The organism is Arthrobacter sp. B3I9, assembly GCF_030816935.1.
Taxonomy (GTDB): Bacteria; Actinomycetota; Actinomycetes; order Actinomycetales; family Micrococcaceae; genus Arthrobacter.
The window spans coordinates 2,818,964-2,834,613 of the sequence record NZ_JAUSYO010000001.1; the positions used below are offsets into that span (position 1 = coordinate 2,818,964).

14 protein-coding genes are annotated in these 15,650 nt (G+C 67.8%); 12 read left to right on the plus strand and 2 right to left on the minus strand.

Annotation, left to right across the window (positions count from 1 at the left end; genetic code table 11):
• Nucleotides 1-231 precede the first annotated feature (231 nt).
• A complete protein-coding gene (zapE, locus tag QFZ65_RS13210; protein ID WP_306911092.1) occupies nt 232-1,269 on the minus strand; it encodes a cell division protein ZapE in 1,038 nt (345 codons plus the stop codon).
• Nucleotides 1,270-1,509: 240 nt separating this feature from the next.
• Here zapE and QFZ65_RS13215 point away from each other — a divergent pair, with 240 nt between their 5' ends.
• From QFZ65_RS13215 to ybaK, 3 genes are read left to right on the plus strand one after another with little or no spacing between them, the layout of a single operon-like run.
• Nucleotides 1,510-2,427 (plus strand): sulfurtransferase, encoded by a 918-nt coding sequence (locus QFZ65_RS13215; protein ID WP_306911093.1) that lies wholly within the window; start codon nt 1,510-1,512, stop codon nt 2,425-2,427.
• Between the two features lie 54 nt (nt 2,428-2,481).
• Nucleotides 2,482-2,940 (plus strand): SufE family protein, encoded by a 459-nt coding sequence (locus tag QFZ65_RS13220; RefSeq protein ID WP_306911094.1) that lies wholly within the window; start codon nt 2,482-2,484, stop codon nt 2,938-2,940.
• Nucleotides 2,941-2,957: 17 nt separating this feature from the next.
• Nucleotides 2,958-3,455, plus strand: a complete 498-nt coding sequence (ybaK, locus tag QFZ65_RS13225; protein WP_306911096.1) for a Cys-tRNA(Pro) deacylase — start codon at nt 2,958-2,960, stop codon at nt 3,453-3,455.
• Between the two features lie 66 nt (nt 3,456-3,521).
• Here the strand turns inward: ybaK and QFZ65_RS13230 are convergent, their stop codons facing one another.
• Nucleotides 3,522-5,003: a S9 family peptidase gene (locus QFZ65_RS13230; RefSeq protein WP_306911098.1), complete on the minus strand. Its 1,482-nt coding sequence runs from the start codon at nt 5,001-5,003 to the stop codon at nt 3,522-3,524.
• Between the two features lie 173 nt (nt 5,004-5,176).
• On the opposite strand from QFZ65_RS13230, the gene QFZ65_RS13235 reads away from it, so the two are divergent.
• From QFZ65_RS13235 to QFZ65_RS13275, 9 genes are all read left to right on the plus strand, one after another.
• Nucleotides 5,177-5,665: a hypothetical protein gene (locus QFZ65_RS13235; RefSeq protein WP_306911100.1), complete on the plus strand. Its 489-nt coding sequence runs from the start codon at nt 5,177-5,179 to the stop codon at nt 5,663-5,665.
• Between the two features lie 14 nt (nt 5,666-5,679).
• Nucleotides 5,680-6,168 (plus strand): peptide-methionine (R)-S-oxide reductase MsrB, encoded by a 489-nt coding sequence (msrB, locus tag QFZ65_RS13240; protein WP_306911102.1) that lies wholly within the window; start codon nt 5,680-5,682, stop codon nt 6,166-6,168.
• 244 nt (nt 6,169-6,412) lie between these two features.
• Nucleotides 6,413-7,816 carry a DUF6421 family protein gene (locus QFZ65_RS13245; RefSeq protein ID WP_306911104.1) on the plus strand — a complete coding sequence of 468 codons (1,404 nt, stop codon included), beginning with the start codon at nt 6,413-6,415 and terminating at the stop codon, nt 7,814-7,816.
• On the plus strand, nt 7,813-8,601 hold the full coding sequence (locus QFZ65_RS13250; RefSeq protein WP_306911106.1) for an SDR family oxidoreductase: 789 nt from the start codon (nt 7,813-7,815) through the stop codon (nt 8,599-8,601). Before QFZ65_RS13245 ends, QFZ65_RS13250 begins: the two co-directional genes overlap by 4 nt.
• Before the next feature lie 49 nt (nt 8,602-8,650).
• Nucleotides 8,651-9,739: a low specificity L-threonine aldolase gene (locus QFZ65_RS13255; protein WP_306912574.1), complete on the plus strand. Its 1,089-nt coding sequence runs from the start codon at nt 8,651-8,653 to the stop codon at nt 9,737-9,739.
• 96 nt (nt 9,740-9,835) lie between these two features.
• Entirely contained in the window at nt 9,836-10,486 is a 651-nt protein-coding gene (locus tag QFZ65_RS13260) for a DUF3000 domain-containing protein (RefSeq protein ID WP_306912575.1), read from the plus strand.
• 74 nt (nt 10,487-10,560) lie between these two features.
• The gene (locus QFZ65_RS13265; protein WP_306911108.1) at nt 10,561-11,976 is read left to right on the plus strand and encodes an HRDC domain-containing protein; all 1,416 of its coding nucleotides are present in this window, start codon (nt 10,561-10,563) and stop codon (nt 11,974-11,976) included.
• A gap of 246 nt (nt 11,977-12,222) precedes the next feature.
• Nucleotides 12,223-13,482 carry an acetyl-CoA C-acyltransferase gene (locus tag QFZ65_RS13270; protein ID WP_306912576.1) on the plus strand — a complete coding sequence of 420 codons (1,260 nt, stop codon included), beginning with the start codon at nt 12,223-12,225 and terminating at the stop codon, nt 13,480-13,482.
• Entirely contained in the window at nt 13,479-15,641 is a 2,163-nt protein-coding gene (locus QFZ65_RS13275; protein WP_306911110.1) for a 3-hydroxyacyl-CoA dehydrogenase NAD-binding domain-containing protein, read from the plus strand. The genes QFZ65_RS13270 and QFZ65_RS13275 overlap by 4 nt, the downstream gene beginning before the upstream one ends.
• The last annotated feature ends 9 nt before the right edge of the window (nt 15,642-15,650 follow it).

Here is a 15,650-nt window from a genome sequence, read left to right on the forward strand (position 1 = left end):
TCGATGTTGAGCCTCTGTGACCGGCAAGTCCGGGAGCAGGGCCCCCATCCAAGAACGTCAGCGTGGCGTCGGTCCCGCCGAGAGGCGGCGCCGGCGCCTTCTGCGTTTAACGCCGCCTACCCGTTCTGCGGCACAGGCCGCTTCCCGCCGCACCTTAACCAAGAGCGCGGAGCCACTGTGGCCCCCCGGACAAGGGGGTGCGCCCACAGCAACTCCGCGTAACTGCCTGGATTAGGAAGGTTCGTGGTTCTGGCCCTCGCGCGCCAGGGCGGTCAGCCGGGAAACCGCGCGGAAGTACTTCTTCATGTATCCCCCGGTCATCATTTCCTCGGTGAACAGCTGGTCGAACGGCACACCGCTGGCGAGGATGGGAACATCCTTGTCGTACAGCCGGTCGGCCAGAACCACAAAGCGCAGCGCGACGGCCTGTTCCGTGATGGTGTGCACGTTTTTCCACACGACGCCTTCGATGCCCTCCAGCAGCTGGCGGTAGCGGCTCGGGTGGACACCGGCCAAGTGGTTGATCAGCGTGCTGAACTCGTCGCGCGCCACCGTTTTGCCGTCGAATTCGGCATGCATATGGTGCGTGAGATCGTCGTTGCGCAGCGGCGAGGGGGCTGCTGGAAGGCCGCGGTGACGGAAGTCCTCGCCGTCGATCCGGACGACGTCGAACTGGTCCGCTAGCACCTGGATCTCGCGGGCGAAGTCGACGGCGGCGAAGCGGCCGTCGCCAAGGGAGCCCGGAAGGGTGTTGGAGGTCGCCGCGAGCTTGACGCCGGCGTCGGCCAGCTCGCGCATCAGCCGGGACATCAGGACCGTGTCGCCCGGATCATCGAGCTCGAACTCGTCGATGCACACCAGCTTGTAGTGGCTCAGGGCATCAACGGTTTTGCGGAAGGACAGCGCGCCGACCAGGTTGGTGTATTCCACAAAGGTGCCGAAAGCCTTCGGACCGGGAACGGCGTGCCACAGCGATGCCAGCAGGTGGGTCTTGCCGACGCCGAAGCCGCCGTCGAGGTAGATTCCGGCGCGCGAGGTGTCCTTCTTACCGAACAGCCGCTTGAAAAGTCCGTCCCCGTCACGGGCGCCGACACCAGCGGCAAAGCCTTCCAATGCCCGGACCGCGGCAGACTGGCTGGGCTGGGAAGGATCCGGCCGGTAGCTGGAAAACGACACCTCACCGAAGCGCGGCGAGGGATAAAAACCATCGAGGAGTTCATCCACTGAAACTGCCGGGGTGCGGGCGGCGAGCTGTTCGATCTGTACCAAGGTGGTCCGTTCTGCTGGTCTCTTGTCCCCAGACAGAATACCGGCATTGCCGGGACTGCCCGGCCCGGGCGCCCGCGGCGGCCCCGGGCGAGAGAAGAGACCCGTGACAAAGGCCACATTTCCGAGTGTGAACGGGGCGGGACATTCCCATGGTGGCGTGGTTAGTGTTGGAGAAGACCCGGCGCCGCGACCTGACCTCCCCCGTCCCGGCCCTGACCGTTTCAGTGAAAGGCCACCGCCATGCCCTATCCCGTTGAGCAGAACGACAAGTTTGCCGCCTACGCCCACCCCGGGCGGCTGGTCTCCACTGAATGGCTCGCCACGGTGATTGAAGAAGGAGCCCTGGAGAGTGGCCAGCTTGTGGTGCTGGAGTCGGACGAGGACGTGCTCCTCTACGAAACCGGCCACATCCCGGGTGCCGTGAAGATCGACTGGCACACCGAGCTGAACGATGAGCTCACCCGTGACTTCGTTGAGGGCGAAGCCTTCGCCGCCATGGCCGCGGCCAAGGGCATTTCCCGGGACACCACCGTGGTCATCTACGGAGACAAGTCCAACTGGTGGGCCGCCTACGCCCTGTGGGTCTTTGAGCTCTTTGGCCACGAAGACGTCCGGCTGCTGGACGGCGGCCGGGACAAGTGGATCGCCGAGGAACGGGCGATGACCACCGAAACAACCGTTCCCGCACGTGGCGATTACCCCGTAGTGGAGCGCAACGACGCCCCGGTCCGCGCCTTCAAGGAAGACGTCCTGGCCCACCTCGGCAAGCCGCTGATCGACGTGCGGTCCCCGGAGGAGTACACCGGGCAGCGGACCCACATGCCGGCTTACCCGGAAGAAGGCGCCATGCGCGGCGGCCACATCCCCACAGCGGCCTCCATTCCATGGGCACGGGCGGCCGCGGGTGACGGCACCTACCGGACCCGTCACGAGCTTGAGAGCCTCTACCTGGGCGAAGCAGGGCTGAAAGAAGGCGACGACGTCGTCGCGTATTGCCGTATCGGTGAGCGGTCCAGCCACACCTGGTTCGCCCTCAAGTACCTCCTGGGCTTCGACACCGTCCGCAACTACGACGGTTCCTGGACCGAATGGGGCAACGCCGTGCGTGTCCCCATCGTCCGGGGCTCCGAACGCGGCACCGTTCCGTCCGCCCGCTAAGGCCGGATTGGGGTCGACGGGACACAACGGTCCGCCGTGCGTAAGCTGGGAGTGATGAATACTTCTGCCCTCCCCGCCGCGCTGGCGGAAATTGTTGACGACTTCCAAGCCCTGAGCGAACCTGAACGGCTGCAGCTCCTGCTTGAGTTCTCGCGCGGGCTTCCGGAGCTTCCGGACCGGCTCAAGGAGCACCCGGAGATGCTGGAGCAGGTGGTCGAGTGCCAGTCACCGCTGTTCCTGACCATCGAGACAGAAAAGCCCGACGGCGGCGCTCCCGAAAGCGTGCGCCTCTTCTTCAAGGCACCTCCGGAGGCTCCCACCACCCGTGGCTTCGCCGGTGTCCTGCATGAAGGGCTCGATGGCCTCAGCCCCGCCGAGATCCTTGCCGTCCCGGATGACATGCCGGAGCTGTTGGGCCTCACCCGCGCCATCACTCCCCTGCGCATGCGCGGCATGACGGCGATGCTCGGCCGGATCAAGCGCAAGGTCACCGCGCTCTCGCAGCCCTCCTGAGGGCAGGAGACGCACTGATGGCCCGCAAGCAGCCGTCCCAGGGAACTCCGGCCACCGCAGCACTTGCGGCAGCCGGGGTTTCCTTTGTGTCCCACCCCTACAGCCACGACCCCGCCGCGGCCAGCTACGGCCTGGAAGCCGCCCAGGTGATCGGCGTCGATCCCGCCAGGGTTTTCAAGACCCTGATGGTCGACGTCGACGGCAGGCTCGCCGTCGGTGTCGTTCCTGTCAGCGGCAACCTGGACCTCAAGGCGATGGCCGCAGCGTTGGGCGCGAAGAAGGCCGCCATGGCAGACCCTGCCGCCGCCGAACGCCGCACCGGCTACGTGCTTGGCGGCATCTCACCGCTGGGGCAGCGCCAGCCCTCCCCCACTGTGGTGGATGACACCGCGCTGGACCTGAACACGATCCTCGTCTCGGGCGGCCGGCGGGGCCTCGACATCGAACTGAGCCCGGCTGACCTGATCCGGCTCACCGGCGCCCGCACCGCCCCGATCGGCACCGGCAAGCACTAAGCGGATCCGCGGACCATCGAGTGTGCAGTTCACGGCAATGTTGCGCGAAAACATTGCCGCAAAGTGTCAACTCGGCGAGACCGGGGCCCCGGGATTGGGCTGGCCGGGATTCGCGCGGGGCGCTAGCTGCTGCCCGAGCCAGGCCGTCACGAGCCGTTCCCAGCGTTCCGGGTCCACGTTCCATTCCTTCGTGTGGAGGGCCCGGTCGAACGCCTCGAACGTGACCATCTCCGGGTTCTTCTCGGCCAGGACGGCAGAGGGTCCATAGGGAACGTACTCATCGTCCACGCTGTGGATGATGAGGGTGGGCGTCCGCAACTCCACCGCCCGGGAGACCCAGTCCATCGTCTTCAGGTCCACCGGCGCGGCGAGCCCGGTCAGCCGCCGCCCCAGCTTGTGGCTCATCATCAGCTGGCCATACCGGCCGACGGCGGACGGGATCCGGTTGAGCTCGGCGTGGTGGGCCAGCACGTTGACCCAGTTGATCACCGGGGCGTCGAGCACCATGGCCCGGATCAGGTGGTGGTAGCGGGAGAGGTCCGCGGTCTGCAGGCAGATGGCGCCGCCCATTGACCAGCCGAACAGCACGACCTCCTTGGCGCCCTGCTCGAGGGCGTAGCCGATGGCCGCTTCCACGTCGCGCCACTCGGTGGAGCCGAGGCCGTAGCGTCCGTCGGGCGCGGAGGGGGCGAGCCCGTCGTTGCGGTAGGAGATCAGCAGGCTGGTCATGCCCAGGTCACGGGCGGCGCGTACCGCCCGGACACCTTCATGGCGGGTGGCGCCCCGGCCGTGCACCATGATGGCCCAGACGTCGGCTTCGGGTGCGGGGACCAGCCACGCGGGCGCGGTCCCGCCGTCGACCTCGATCTGCACTTCTTCCGCGGCAAGGCCGAGGCTGGCAGGGTCCGGATAGGCCGCGCCGCTCCACCAGCCCCGCCGGGCCGTGCTGAGGTCGCCCGCGGTGACTGCCTCGACTTCCCGCATCACGGTGCGCTCGGCCGGTGAGTAGGACACGATCCGGCCGATCCGCGCATGCCCCCGGCCGCCGTCAAAAAAGAGCCCGTAGACGCCGTCCACGGTGGTGTCGGGCGTGGCGGCAAGGATCACCCTCTGCCCCTCGCCGTCGCGGATCACCGCAAGGATTTCCTGATCCTCGTCCCGGACCCGGGCGGGCGTGATGACGCGGTGCGCGAAATACAGCGCCAGCGCCGAGGAACCGGCCGCCAGCAGTCCCGCCGCGGCGCTCCCGCCGATGATGCCGCCAACAACCCACTTCGCACGTCCCGGCAGCGAGACCTCGGCCACCGGAACCGGGGCGGCCGGCCTGCCCTGCAGAGCCAGGCCGCCGAGGGTAGTTCCGCCGAGGGCCCTGCCGCGCAGGAAGTTGCGGCGTGAGGCCTTGTCGCGCAGGGCCTTGCCGCCGACAGACAGCGCGGGGACAGACAGCGCGGGGACAGACTTAGCCGGGACGGACATGCCGCGGCCAGAGATGGCGGGAACAGTAAGGACCCGTTGCAGGTCCGGCAGGAGGCGCTGGAAGGAAGCCATGGCACCATTCTTACCGAAGTCTCCGCCGCGGGCGGCATTTCCACGGCCAATCCGGGCGCTTGGGAGAATCCGGGCCATCCAACCTGTGCCAACCTGCGGGGCGAGCCAGTGAGAGGCGAGTCAGTGAGAGGCGAGTCTGTGCGGAGCCACCGGGGCCGGTCTAGGCTGGGAGCATGAGTGATCCAATCGTCATTTTGACAGAAGAGCCCCTCGGCCCGGACGACCGCGTCAACATCGAAAGCCTGGTGGCCGGCGGTGATGCGCCGCTCGTGATTCTGGTCCCGGCCAACACCGAGCGGCATTTGCTGGTCGACTTCCTGGAGAACCTGTCCCTGCTGGAGATCTCCAAGGCCTTCCGTGAATTGACGGCACGCTCCGACCCCGCCGGGGAACGGGCTGAAGCAGCCGAAACGCTGGCATTCTCGCTGGCGGCCCTGGGCGGCCTCGGCGGAGGCGTCTCGGGAGAAATCGTAGAAGGCAAGCCGGTGGAGGGCCTGGTCGCGAAGGTCAAGGAGCTCGGCGCGGGGCAGGCAGTGGTGGTCACCCGTCCGCATGCCATCGCCGACACGTTCCACACCGACTGGGCCAACAAGGCTCAGGACAAGCTGGGCCTGCCCGTGCTGCATCTGTACGCGGGCTCGGGATTTATCGGGGACTCCTGAGCGTTGATCAAGCTATGAGCATTTTCAACAACAGGCCAAAAGTTCTGCCCACCGCCGCGCCCGCCAGCGGACCCGCCGGGGAATCCGTCAAACCGGCGGTTGAAAAGCCCGACGAGCAATGGCGCCAGGAGCTGACCGCGGAAGAGTACCGTGTACTCCGCCAAGCCGGGACCGAGCGCCCGTACACCGGGGAGTACTGGGACACCCACACCGCGGGGGTCTACCAGTGCCGGGCCTGCGGCACCGAGCTCTTCACAAGCAACGAGAAGTTCGATTCGCACTGCGGCTGGCCCTCCTTCTGGGCGCCGCTGGCGGAAGGCACGGTCCGCTATATCCACGACCGGACGCTGGGCATGGAGCGTATCGAGGTCCGCTGCGCCGCCTGCGATTCGCACCTGGGCCATGTATTCGAAGGCGAAGGCTACGGAACCCCCACCGACCAGCGGTACTGCATCAACTCCGTCTCGCTGAAGCTTGTCCCTGCGGAGGCTGGCGGGAAGTAGCTCCGCCGGGAAGTGACCTCCCCATTGCCACACCAGCGCGGCGCGGCCCCCGCTTGAAGCGGAGGGCCACGCCGCGCTGGAGCTTCGGCCGCCTTTCGCAGCAGAATGAGCAACACTTTCTTATGGTCGCCCCCGTTTTGCATTAGCGGTCCTGCCTGCTTGCTACGCTCACGGTGAGAACCAAGAGCGATGAACGTGCCCGCATGGGCGGCACGCGCAGCATACAGAAAGGCGCCCCCTGACGATGACCACCACCGCAATCACCGCCACCGCCCCCATCACTGCCAGCACGCCCGAATGGCTGCGGCTCAAGGCCGCCGCGACCGCACTGCAGGCACTGCAGGTAAAGGACGGATCCGTCCCCGATCCCGCTGACCATCCGGCCGCAGCCGCCCACGTCGACGACATCACCGCGGCGATCCGCGTCCTCGCGCCAGCCTTCCCGCATGACGCGGAGTACCTCGAGCTCCTCGTCGCGGATTTCGGCCGCTGGACGGGCGCCGGCTTCGGTGTCCCGGACTTCCTGGATTCCCTCCAGGCCTTCCAGCCCCAGCAGCACCGGGTCAACGGACTCCAGCATCTCGTGGTCTTCCCCATGTACACCCAGAACGGCAGCAGCAACCGGCTGGTCGAAGCCGTGCTGATCGAGGTCATCTGGCCCGAGTTCATTGCCGGGCTGGAAGCGGGCGAGTACTCCAATAAACTCTTCGTCCCGATCCGTTTCCTCGACTTCACCCCGGGCTACGACACCAACTCCGCAGTCCTTTTCCCGGAAACCGTTGCCGTCCGCGAAACGCCCACCTTCACGTGGGGCGCAATCTTCGCTGACCGCGAGGCCGCCCGGTTCCGCCGCGTGCTCCGCGCCGCCGCGGACATCACCTCCCTGCAGCTGCCAGAGGATGCCGCCGCCCTGCTTGAGGACCAGGAGTTGAGCCAGGAAACCTTTGTCATGTGGGACCTGATCCACGACCGCACCCATATGCGTGGCGACCTGCCGTTCGATCCGTTCATGATCAAGCAGCGCATGCCGTTCTTCCTCTATTCCCTTGAAGAACTGCGCTGCGACCTGACCGCCTTCCGTGAATCCGTGAAGATCGAAAAGGACGACGACGCGGACCCCGAAGCGCGCCGGCACGCCAAACTTGTCCAGTACGCCGTCATCTTCGACCGCATCTTCCGCTTCGCCATCACCGGCAGCCGGGTCCGCAATTACGACGGCCTGGGCGGCCAGCTCTTGTTCGCCTGGATGCACCAGCACCACGTCCTGCACTGGACCGACAGCAAGCTCAGCATCGACTGGGACCAGGCGGCCGACGTCGTCGTGGAGCTCGGCGCCCGGATCGAGGAGCTCTACTGGCGCTCGATCGACCGGCCGAAGATGGCCCACTGGCTCGCCGCCTATGAGCTGATCTCCGGGACCGTCACGCCCAACCCGGCCTCCGTCTGGGCCCAGGGTCCGAAGGCACTGCCGCTGGACGGCCCGCCGCGCGGCCTCACGGACCAGGTCCTGGACGACGAGTTCCCGCTGTCCATGTTCTATGAGGCCCTGGAAAAGAAGATGCGGCCCGTGATCGACTCCACCGCCGGCATCACCGGTTCCTCAGACACCGGCACCTCAGACACCGGCACGGCCCTGAACGCCGGATGAATGCCCGACGCGCCCTGAACGTGGTGGTCGCGGGCGGCAGCGGCCCCTCCGGGATCGCCACTGCCCGCGCGCTGCACGACGCCGGGCACACGGTTTTCACGGTCGGCTCCGACGGGCCCCGGATCGAGGCGGCGGCGGCGGAGGCTGGCGGCGGCATTACGCCTGTGGTCTGTGACCTCGCCAGCCTGGCGGAGGTCCGGGCCCTGCACGCCGGAATCACCGCCCGGGCGGGAAGGGTCGACGGCGTCATTCACCTCGTCGGCGGGTGGCGCGGCGCAAACGGCATCGCGGACCAGAGCGACGAGGACTGGGACTTCCTGGAAAGCAGCGCCATCACCACGGTCCGGAACGTCACCCGGGTCTTCTACGAGGACCTCGCGGCCTCCGGCACGGGCCGCTTCGCCATGGTCTCGTCCACCGCGGTCAGCAGCCCGACGGCGGCGACAGCCAGCTATGTGGCCGCCAAAGCCGCGGCTGAGGCCTGGACGCTCGCGGTGGCCGAGGGTTTCCGCCGCGACCAGACGGCAGCTGGCGAGCCCGGCGGCGCCGCCGTCAGCGCCGGCGCTTCCACCAGCGGCCAGGAGCCCGCCGGCGCGGCAGCACAGCGCAGTGCCGCCGTCGTCCTTGTGGTCAAGGCGCTCGTCGACGCCGGGATGCGGGCAAAATCCCCGCAGCGCCGGTTCCCCGGGTTTACCGACGTCGAGGACCTGGCCGCTGCCGCCGTCGGGCTCTTCACCACCCCCGCTTCCGAACTGAACGGCCAGCGGCTGCTGCTGGCGCCCTGAACTTAGCGTTCCAGCCGGACATCCTTAGACTGAAAGTGTGACCAAACCCATGACAAGCACCGTTGAACACGCCCCCGCCAGCACCGCGGCACGGCTCCATGACCCGTCCGTACGCGGCTTCGCCTCGGACAACTACTCGGGCGTCCATCCCGAAGTGCTGGCTGCGCTGGCCGCCGCCAATGAAGGCCACCAGGTCTCCTACGGCGAGGACGACTACACCGCCCGGCTCCAGCAGCTGATGGAGGAGCACTTCGGCGAGGGAATCGAATGCTTCCCGGTCTTCAACGGCACCGGCGCGAACGTGCTGTCGCTGCAGTCCCTGCTGCCCCGCTGGGGAGCGGTGATCTGCGCCTCCACAGCCCACATCAACATGGACGAGAACGGCGCCCCGGAGCGGATCGGCGGCATCAAGCTGCTGCAGTTAGCCACCGCGGACGGCAAGCTCACCCCCGAGCTGATCGACAAGGAGGCCTGGGGCTGGGGCGACGAGCACCGCGCCCAGCCCCTGGCCGTCTCCATCACGCAGACCACGGAGCTCGGCACCTGCTACACCCCGGAAGAAGTCCGGGCCATCGCGGAACATGTCCATGCCAGGGGCATGAAACTGCACATGGACGGCGCCCGGCTAGCCAACGCCGCCGCGCACCTGGACGTGCCGCTGCGGGCCTTCACCAGGGACGCCGGCGTGGACATCCTCTCTTTCGGCGGCACGAAGAACGGACTGCTGTTCGGTGAAGTTGTGGTGGCCCTCAACCCGCAGGCCGCTGACGGCCTGGCCTACCTGCGCAAGATGAACATGCAGCTCGCCTCCAAGATGCGCTTCATGTCCGCGCAGTTCATTGCATTGCTCGAGGGTGACCTCTGGCTGCGCTCGGCCTCCCATGCCAACGCAATGGCCGCCCGGCTCCGCGCCGGAGTCGAATCGATTCCGGGGGTCCAGCTGAGCCAGAAGACCGAATCCAACGGGGTCTTCGCGGTCCTGCCGGCCGGTGTCGCGGACCGGTTGCGCACCTCCTTCCGCTTCTACGACTGGAACGAGGCGGCCCGCGAGGTCCGCTGGATGTGTTCCTTCGACACCACCGAGGAAGACGTCGATGCCTTCATCGCGGCTATCAAGCGCGAGCTCGCGGCCATCTGACACCGGACGCCGCCCGGCCCGGCTCCGCCCTGCCGGTGCGGCCCCGGGCGGGCGGCGAGCCTGCCGGGCTTCCCACCCTGCGTTGCATAATCTTCCATTGTGAACGCACTCGACCAGGTTCCGGCAGATTTCCTTTTCGCCTTGGGAACCCTTCGACAAGCACGGTGCCGCAGTGAGTTGCGCCTGGAGGAGATTCCGGCGCCCTCGCGGCTGGCACCCTTTGCCGTGGCACTCGGGGCCGAAGTCCTCGTTCCGGGGGACCCGGCCGGTCCTGGCTCCGTCCACGGTCCGGCAGCGGCGGCCCTTGCCCCCGCTTCGGGGAGCGACGACGTCGAACTTGCCACCGGCCGCTTCATCCTGCTGCACGACCCCGACGGCTCCGCCGTGTGGGACGGGGAGTTCAGGATCGTCACCTACATCCGCGCCCAGCTGGAACCGGAGATGGGAAATGACGAGATGCTCGGCTCGGTGGCCTGGACCTGGCTGGTTGAAGCCCTGGAGACCCATGCCGCGCCCTACCGCTCCGCCGGCGGAACCGCGACGAGGGTGCTGTCCGAAAGCTTCGGCACGCTCTCCGAGCGGCCCAATTCGATCGACATCGAGCTCCGTGCCTCCTGGACGCCGGCCACCGCGGACATCACCTCGCACCTGGAGGCGTGGTCCGACATGGTCTGCACTTTTGCCGGGCTTCCACCCCTGCCCGAGGGCGTCTCCCCGCTTCCGCGGCGCCGCCGGGAGCAGCCATGAAACCGCACGGATCCGGCACTGTATTGCCCGGCGCGAAGTGCCCGCTGCCGGGTTGTCGGTAAACTGAAAGCATCATGACCCCTCAAATACCGGAAATCACCACGGCCGGCGCCGTTCAAAATGCGACAGAGGCTGCTGAGACCCCAGCCCATATCACCGTGGAGGGCTTCGACAGCCTGGTCCCCGAGGTCATCGACCTCGATTCACCCCGTGACGGCGTGCCGCTGGTGATCGAAACCCAGTCCGGCCTCGAACGCTGCGCCGCGGCCCTTGCCGCAGGCCACGGGCCCGCGGGAGTGGACGCCGAAAGGGCCTCCGGCTTCCGGTACGGCCAGCGGGCCTTCCTGGTCCAGATCCGCCGTGAAGGGTCCGGCACCTGGCTGATCGATCCCGAGCCCTTCGACGACCTGCGGATTGTCAATGAAGCCCTGCGCGGCGTCGAGTGGATTCTCCATGCGGCCAGCCAGGACCTCCCCTGCCTGTCCGAACTCGGCATGTGGCCGGACAAGCTCTTCGACACCGAGCTCGCAGCCAGGCTGGCCGGCCTGCCGCGCGTCGGCCTCGCCGCCGTCATCGAACAGCTCCTGGGCTTCGGCCTCGCCAAGGAACACTCCGCGGCTGACTGGTCCACCCGCCCGCTCCCCGAACCCTGGCTGCGGTACGCGGCGCTCGACGTCGAGGTCCTCACCGAGCTGCGCGAGGAACTCATTGAGCTCCTGGTGGCGGACGGCAAGCTGGACTTCGCCGAGCAGGAGTTCGCCGCCATCCTCGAGGCCGGCCAGGCCCCGCCGCGCGTGGATCCCTGGCGCAAGACCTCCGGACTCCACCAGATCCGCGACCGCCGGCAGCTGGCCGCCGTCCGAGAACTCTGGATCGAACGCGACTCGCTGGCGCAGAAGCGCGATGTCGCCCCCGGCAGGCTCATTCCGGATTCGGCCCTCGTTGCCGCAGCCAAGGCCATGCCCACCACGGTCCCGCAACTGCTCGGGACCAAAGGCTTCCACGGCCGGGCCGCACAGCGGGAGGCACCCCGCTGGCTGCGCTGCATCAGCACAGCCCGGGCCCTTGAGGAGCTCCCGCCGCTCCACCTAGCCACCAATGCTCCCCCGCCCCCGCGCGTCTGGGCCGACCGCGATCCCGAGGCCGCCGCGCGGCTTGCCACCGCCCGCCCCAAGCTGCAGGCCAAGGCGGAGGAAATCAACTTGCCGGTGGAAAACCTGCTGACTCCCGACTACCTGCGGCGCATCGCCTGGCGCCCCCCGGTTGAGCTGACCGAGGACGGGGTCGCCGAGGAACTGCAGAACCTCGGCGCGAGGCAGTGGCAGATAGAACTCACGGCCCCGCTGATCCTTGAGGCCTTCCTCAACCCGGCCCCGCTGCCGGAAAAGGCCGCAAAGGCCCCGGCGGCAGCAGCCGCTCCCGAGCCCGGCGCCACTCCCGAGCCCGCTGCCGCACCGCAATCCGGAGAGGCCACCGAAACTACGGGCTAGCACCTGCACCGGATTGGGACGGCGAGAACACCTTGCAAGCCAAGTTACTGGCGAGTAACATGGCGAGGAAATGTCATCCGGACCACTGCTGCTTGTGGCGGCCTTCCTGCCTCGCACTCAGGTCCGGCACCATGTCTCAATGAGGAGTAGCACGTGAGCCAGCCCCGTCGCGAAGAACACAGAAGCGGAGAACCCGTCAGCGGACGACAGGGCAGCGGAAGTCCGCGCAGCGCCAGTCCCCGCACTGTGCGTGACGTCGTCTTCGTCGATGGCGTCCGCACCCCCTTCGGCCGCGCGGGCGAGAAGGGCATCTACGCCGGAACCCGGGCCGATGACCTCGTGGTCAAGTGCATCCGGGAGCTGATGCGCCGCAACCCCTCCCTGCCCGCCGACCGCGTCGACGAGGTGGCCATTGCGGCCACGACGCAGACCGGCGACCAGGGCCTGACCATCGGACGCACCGCTGCCCTGCTGGCAGGCTTGCCCCGCACGGTTCCGGGCTTCGCGATCGACAGGATGTGCGCCGGCGCGATGACCGCCGTGACCACGACGGCGAGCGGCATCGGCTTCGGCGCCTACGACGTCGTGATAGCGGGTGGAGTGGAGCACATGGGCAACCACCCGATGGGAGCGGGCGCGGATCCAAACCCGCGCTTTCTGTCGGAACGGATTGTGGACCCTGCCGCCCTGAACATGGGCAATACGGCTGAAAACCTGCATGACCGCTTCCCCGCCATCACCAAGGACCGCGCCGACACCTATGCCGTCGCGTCCCAGGCCAAGCTGGCCGCTGCCTACGCCAAGGGCCAGATCCAGCCGGACCTGGTGCCGGTCGCCACGCTGAAGCCCGGCCAAGGCTGGACCGTGAACACCGTGGACGAGCCGCCGCGGCCCGGAACTTCGCTCGAGGACCTCGCCACGCTCAAGACCCCATTCCGGGCCCACGGCCGGGTCACTGCCGGCAATGCCGCCGGCCTCAATGACGGCGCGACGGCGGCCCTGCTGGCGTCCGCGGACGCCGCCGCGGAACTCGGCCTGCCGGTCCGGATGCGGCTGGTCAGTTACGCCTTTGCCGGCGTGGAGCCCGAGGTCATGGGCATCGGCCCGGTGCCGGCCACGGAAAAGGCGCTCAGGAACGCGGGCCTGGGCATCGGGGACATCGGCCTGTTCGAAATCAACGAGGCCTTCGCCGTCCAGGTCCTCAGCTTCCTGGACCACTTCGGCATTCCCGACGACGACCCCCGGGTCAACCGCTACGGCGGAGCGATTGCCGTAGGGCACCCGCTGGCGTCCTCCGGGGTGCGGCTGATGAACCAGCTGGCCCGGCAGTTCGAGGAAGATTCATCCGTCCGGTACGGCATGACCACCATGTGCATCGGCCTGGGCATGGGAGCGACGGTCATCTGGGAGAATCCGAACCACGCCGACTACGGCACTGCTGCTGAAACCATCGCAACCACTGAAACCGCCGTAACCACCACTACCGAGACGGGAGCCGCAGTATGAGCGCCGCCGATTTCCGCCAGCTTGGCGATCTCTTTCCGGACGAGACGATCACCCACTCCTACGTCCAGGACATCGAACTGCCGCCGGTGAACGGCACCAGCCCCGGAACCTTCGCGCTGGTCACGCTGGACAACGGGCTCGACTCCTCCAAGCCAACCACCCTGGGCCCGAACACGCTGATCGAACTGGGCACGGTTCTGGAAGGGCTGAAGGAGCGGGCCGCCCGCGGCGAGATCGCCGGCGTCGGGGTCACCGGAAAACCGTACTTCCTGGTGGCGGGAGCGGACCTGTCCACGGTGAAGTCCCTCAGCGCCCGTGAGCACGGCCTGCAGATGGCGCAGCTGGGGCACGAGGTCTATGCGACGTTGGCTAACCTGGGTGTTCCCAGCTTCGCCTTCATCAACGGGGTCGCGCTCGGCGGCGGGCTGGAAATCGCCCTCCAGTCCACCTACCGCACCGTATCCACCGGTGCTGGCGCGCTGGCCCTGCCCGAGGCCTTCATCGGCCTCATCCCGGGCTGGGGCGGTGTGTACATCCTGCCGCGGCTCATCGGTCCGGAGAACGCCCTCAAGGTGATGATCGAGAACCCGCTGAGCAACAACCGCACCCTCTCGGGGCCGCAGGCCTTCGAGCTGGGCATGGCGGACGCGGTCTTCGAGCCCGCCGACTTCCTCGAGCAGTCCGTCGCGTGGGCCGCCCAGGTTCTCGCCGGTACCGTGGCGCCGGAGCGCCCCAACGCCGTCGACCCTTCCGCCCCGGAGGTCGTCGAACGCTGGGCAGGTGCCATTGCCGCCGGCCGCGCCCTCGTGGAGGCCAAAACCTCCAACGCCTCACCGGCGCCGGCCAAAGTCCTGGACGTGATGGAAGCCAACCGGACCATGACGCAGGCCGAGTCCGCCCGGCTCGAATGCGACACGCTGGCGGACCTCATGCAGACCGACGAGTTCCGCTCAACGGTCTATGCCTTCCTGGACCTGGTGCAGAAGCGTTCCAAGCGCCCGGCCGGAGCACCGGACCGCAAGCTGGCCCGTCCGGTGAGCAAGGTCGGCATCGTGGGCGCCGGCCTCATGGCCAGCCAGCTCGCCCTGCTCTTCGCCCGCCAGCTCAAAGTGCCCGTCGTGCTGACAGACATCGACCAGGCACGGGTGGACAAGGGCGTGGGCTACGTCCGGGCCGAAGTGGACAAGCTCCTCGCCAGGAAGCGGATCAGTCCCGACGCCGCCAACCGCACGCGCGCGCTCGTAACCGGTTCCGTGTCCAAGGACGCGTTCGCCCATGCCGACTTTGTGATCGAGGCGGTGTTCGAGGAACTTGCAGTGAAAAAGCAGGTCTTCAAGGAAGTCGAGGCCATCGTTTCACCCGAGTGCATCCTCGCGACCAACACGTCCTCACTGTCGGTCACCGCGATGGCCGAGGACCTGCAGCACCCCGGACGGCTGGTGGGCTTCCACTTCTTCAACCCGGTGGCCGTGATGCCGCTGCTGGAAATCGTCCGTGCGCCCAAGACCGACGACGCCGTGCTGGCCACCGCCTTCGAGCTCGCCAAGGGCCTCAAGAAGACCGCCGTGCTCGTCAAGGACGCCCCGGCGTTTGTGGTCAACCGCATCCTGCTGCGCCTTATGGGCGAAGTGACCGCGGCCTTCGACGAGGGCACGCCGGCCGAGGTGGCGGACAACGCGCTGCGGCCGATGGGGCTGCCGATGACGCCGTTCACGCTCGGCGCCATGGTGGGGCTGCCGGTGGCACAGCACGTCCAGGAATCCCTGCACGCTGCCTTCGGGGACCGCTTCCCCGTCTCGGAGAACCTGCAGAAACTCATCGACAACGGCGTGAAGTCGATCTGGGCGTCCGGCAGCGGCGCGGACGGCAAGCCGTCCATTCCCGCCGAGACCCTGGCCCTCATGTCTTTCGGCAACAAACCCTCCACCGGTGAGGAAGTGCTGCGCCGGACGCAGGATGCGCTGGCGGAGGAGATCGGCCTGATGCTGGACGAGGGGGTGGTGGCGGGCCCGGAGGACATCGATCTGTGCATGATCCTGGGCGCGGGCTGGCCGATGTTCCTCGGCGGCATCACTCCCTACCTTGACCGGGTGGGCGCCTCCGAGCGGGTCGCCGGCAGGAAGTTCCACGCCGGGGCAACCTCCGGGCCTGCTGCGTAGGACTCCTGG

Bases quoted from the DNA above. Each gene is read 5' to 3' on its own strand.
- QFZ65_RS13220 (WP_306911094.1), top strand. From the start codon at position 2,482: ATGAATACTTCTGCCCTCCCCGCCGCGCTGGCGGAAATTGTTGACGAC.
- QFZ65_RS13250 (WP_306911106.1), top strand. From the start codon at position 7,813: ATGAATGCCCGACGCGCCCTGAACGTGGTGGTCGCGGGCGGCAGCGGC.
- msrB (WP_306911102.1), top strand. From the start codon at position 5,680: ATGAGCATTTTCAACAACAGGCCAAAAGTTCTGCCCACCGCCGCGCCC.
- ybaK (WP_306911096.1), top strand. From the start codon at position 2,958: ATGGCCCGCAAGCAGCCGTCCCAGGGAACTCCGGCCACCGCAGCACTT.
- QFZ65_RS13245 (WP_306911104.1), top strand. From the start codon at position 6,413: ATGACCACCACCGCAATCACCGCCACCGCCCCCATCACTGCCAGCACG.
- QFZ65_RS13275 (WP_306911110.1), top strand. From the start codon at position 13,479: ATGAGCGCCGCCGATTTCCGCCAGCTTGGCGATCTCTTTCCGGACGAG.
- QFZ65_RS13255 (WP_306912574.1), top strand. From the start codon at position 8,651: ATGACAAGCACCGTTGAACACGCCCCCGCCAGCACCGCGGCACGGCTC.
- QFZ65_RS13265 (WP_306911108.1), top strand. From the start codon at position 10,561: ATGACCCCTCAAATACCGGAAATCACCACGGCCGGCGCCGTTCAAAAT.
- QFZ65_RS13215 (WP_306911093.1), top strand. From the start codon at position 1,510: ATGCCCTATCCCGTTGAGCAGAACGACAAGTTTGCCGCCTACGCCCAC.
- QFZ65_RS13230 (WP_306911098.1), bottom strand. From the start codon at position 5,003: ATGGCTTCCTTCCAGCGCCTCCTGCCGGACCTGCAACGGGTCCTTACT.
- QFZ65_RS13235 (WP_306911100.1), top strand. From the start codon at position 5,177: ATGAGTGATCCAATCGTCATTTTGACAGAAGAGCCCCTCGGCCCGGAC.